The organism is Burkholderia sp. 3C, from assembly GCF_054589155.1.
The window spans coordinates 47,972-50,671 of record NZ_BAAILN010000159.1; the positions used below are offsets into that span (position 1 = coordinate 47,972).

A 2,700-nucleotide genomic window follows, 5' to 3' on the forward strand; every position below is an offset into this window, starting at 1 on the left:
TCGCCAGCATCCCGTCCGGCTTCGGCGTGACGTTCCCGCGCGCGCCCGCCCATTCGCTGCAGGAGGCTCCCCCCATGTGCCGCTGGCTCGCCTACACCGGCAACCCCATCCAGCTCGAAACCGTCCTGTTCCGGGCTCGCCATTCCCTGATCGACCAAAGCCTGCACTCGCGCCTGGGTGCGACCACCACCAACGGCGACGGGTTCGGCATCGGCTGGTACGGCGGTCGCGACGAAATCCCGTTCCGCTACCGCTCGGTCCACCCGGCCTGGAACGATCGCAACCTGCGCGAAGCGGCGCGCGCGATCCACTCGCCGCACTTCGTCGCGCACATTCGCGCGGCCACCGATACGCCGATCCAGGAAACCAACTGTCACCCGTTCCGGCACGGCCGCTGGCTGTTCGTCCATAACGGGCTGATCCGCCGCTATCACAAGCTGCGCCATGACCTGATGATGCGCATCGATCCGGCGCTGTTCCACTCGGTCGAAGGTTCGACGGACTCCGAAGTGATGTTCCACCTGGCGCTGACGTTCGGCCTCGAACACACGCCGCTGCCGGCGCTGGAGCGGATGGTCGGCGCGATCGAGGAAGCGGCCGCTCGACACCGCGTCGAGAACCCGATCAACATGACGGTGTGCGCCACCGACGGCGAACGCATCGTCGCGGTGCGCTATTCGAGCGAGCGCCAGTCGCGCACGCTGTTCCACAGCACGTCGTTCCGCCATCTACACGAGCTGTACCCCGACGATCCGCGCATCGCGGCGGTAGGCGACGACGCGTTCCTGGTGCTGTCGGAGCCGCTCGTCGATCTGCCGAACGCCTGGGAGGAGATCCCCGAAAGCACGGCGATCGTCGCGCACCAGGGCACCGTCGAACAGGTGCCGTTCACGCCGCGCACCCCGCACAACGGCGCGCATCGCTGACTCCATCACGATCGATCTCGGCCGGTTGCTCCTGCCGGCTCGCGCAGGTATAACTGCGCAGCCGGGCGCATGTCGCGCCCCGATTTCATCGTTCAGGAGAACGTATGGTGGATCTCGCAAACGCGCAGCAATTCCTGTTGACGCGCGGCATGGATTTCGGCCTCAAGGTGATCGCGGCGATCGCGCTGTGGATCGTCGGCCGCTGGCTGATCCGGCTCGCCACGCGCCTGCTCGGCCGGCTCGTGCAGCGCAGCGGCAAGGTCGACACGACCCTCGCGTTTTACCTGTCCTCGGTGGTCAGCGTGCTGCTGACGGTCGTCCTGATCCTCGCGATCCTGCAAGTGTTCGGCGTCCAGACGACCTCGTTCGCCGCGCTGCTGGCGGGCATCGGCCTCGCGGTCGGCACGGCCTGGGGCGGCCTGCTGGCGCATTTCGCGGCGGGCGTGTTCCTGCAGGTGCTGCGCCCGTTCAAGGTGGGCGATTCGATCTCGGCGGCGGGCGTCAGCGGCACCGTCAAGGAACTGGGCCTGTTCAGCACGACGATGCTGACGGGCGACAACGTCGTCACGATCGTCGGCAACAACAAGATCTTCTCGGACACGATCTCGAACTACAGTGCGACGACGCACCGTCGCGTGGATCTGACCGCGAAGATCGCGAACGGCGTGGATGCCGTGGAAGCGATCGCCAAGCTGCGCGAGGCGATCCTGAAGATCCCGAACGTGATGACGGCGCCCGCGCCCGACATCGGCATCCTGCAGTTCACGCCGGAAGGCCCGCTGCTGTTCGTGCGCCCGAGCACGCCGCCGGGCACCTACTGGCAGGTCTATTGCGACGGCCAGCACGCGATCCTCGATACGCTGCGCGACGCAGGCTATCCGACGCCCGAAACGCCGACGATCCAGCGCTCGGCGGACTGACGCCGGCGGCTACCCGGAAGCCACATAAAACAACGCCCGCTCGATCCGAGCGGGCGTTGTCGTTTGCAAGGCGTGCGTTGCGCGATGCGGGCGCGGTGCGGACCGTCAGCCGCGTCCCTGCTCGCCCGTGCGCGGCGCATTCGAGCGGCCGCGAAACAGCTTCCACAGCGCACCGATCACCACCGGCACGGCAGCCGCGCCGATCCCGACCAGCACGATCACGTTCAGGTAGTGGCGAATGAACGGGATGTTACCGAAGAAATAGCCGAGCAGCGTCAGCAGCAGCACCCACAGCAACGCGCCGGCGATATTGAAGAACTGGAAGCGCGCGAAACCCATCTGCGACACGCCGGCCACGAACGGCGCGAAGGTCCGCACCACCGGAATGAAGCGCGCGGCCACCAGCGTCTTGCCGCCATGGCGCTCGTAGAAGTTGTGCGTCTTTTGCAGCGCGGCGCGGTCGAGAAAGCGCTCGAGCACGGGCACCCGCGTGTCGAACACCTTCGGGCCGATCGCGCAGCCGATCAGGTAGTTGACGGTGTTGCCGAGCGTGGCCGCCACCAGCAGCAGCACGATCAGGCCCGCCAGGCTCATCTCGCCCGAGGCGGCGAACGCGCCCGCGATGAACAGCAGCGAATCGCCCGGCAGGAAGGGCAGGATCACCAGCCCGGTCTCGCAGAACACGATCAGGAACAGCACGAGGTACACCCAGGCGCCGTACTGCCGGATGAACTGGCCGAGGAACGCATCGATGTGCAGGACGAGACCGAAAAAATGGAGCAGCGTATCCAAATGCGTTTCCCTCAAATTCGAGACAGTGCAGGAGCGGCAGCGCCTGAAGGCCAGGCGCTGCC

General features: G+C 66.7%; 3 protein-coding genes. 2 read left to right on the forward strand and 1 reads right to left on the reverse strand.

The window, feature by feature from the left end:
* Positions 1–74 precede the first annotated feature (74 nt).
* Positions 75–926, forward strand: coding sequence for a class II glutamine amidotransferase (locus ACYP33_RS34270; RefSeq protein WP_414444008.1), 852 nt, complete (start codon positions 75–77; stop codon positions 924–926).
* Between the two features lie 104 nt (positions 927–1,030).
* Positions 1,031–1,846, forward strand: coding sequence for a mechanosensitive ion channel family protein (locus ACYP33_RS34275; RefSeq protein ID WP_414444007.1), 816 nt, complete (start codon positions 1,031–1,033; stop codon positions 1,844–1,846).
* Between the two features lie 105 nt (positions 1,847–1,951).
* Here ACYP33_RS34275 and ACYP33_RS34280 read toward each other — a convergent pair whose 3' ends face one another.
* The gene (locus ACYP33_RS34280) at positions 1,952–2,638 is read right to left on the reverse strand and encodes a VTT domain-containing protein (protein WP_459625540.1); all 687 of its coding nucleotides are present in this window, start codon (positions 2,636–2,638) and stop codon (positions 1,952–1,954) included.
* Positions 2,639–2,700 lie beyond the last annotated feature (62 nt).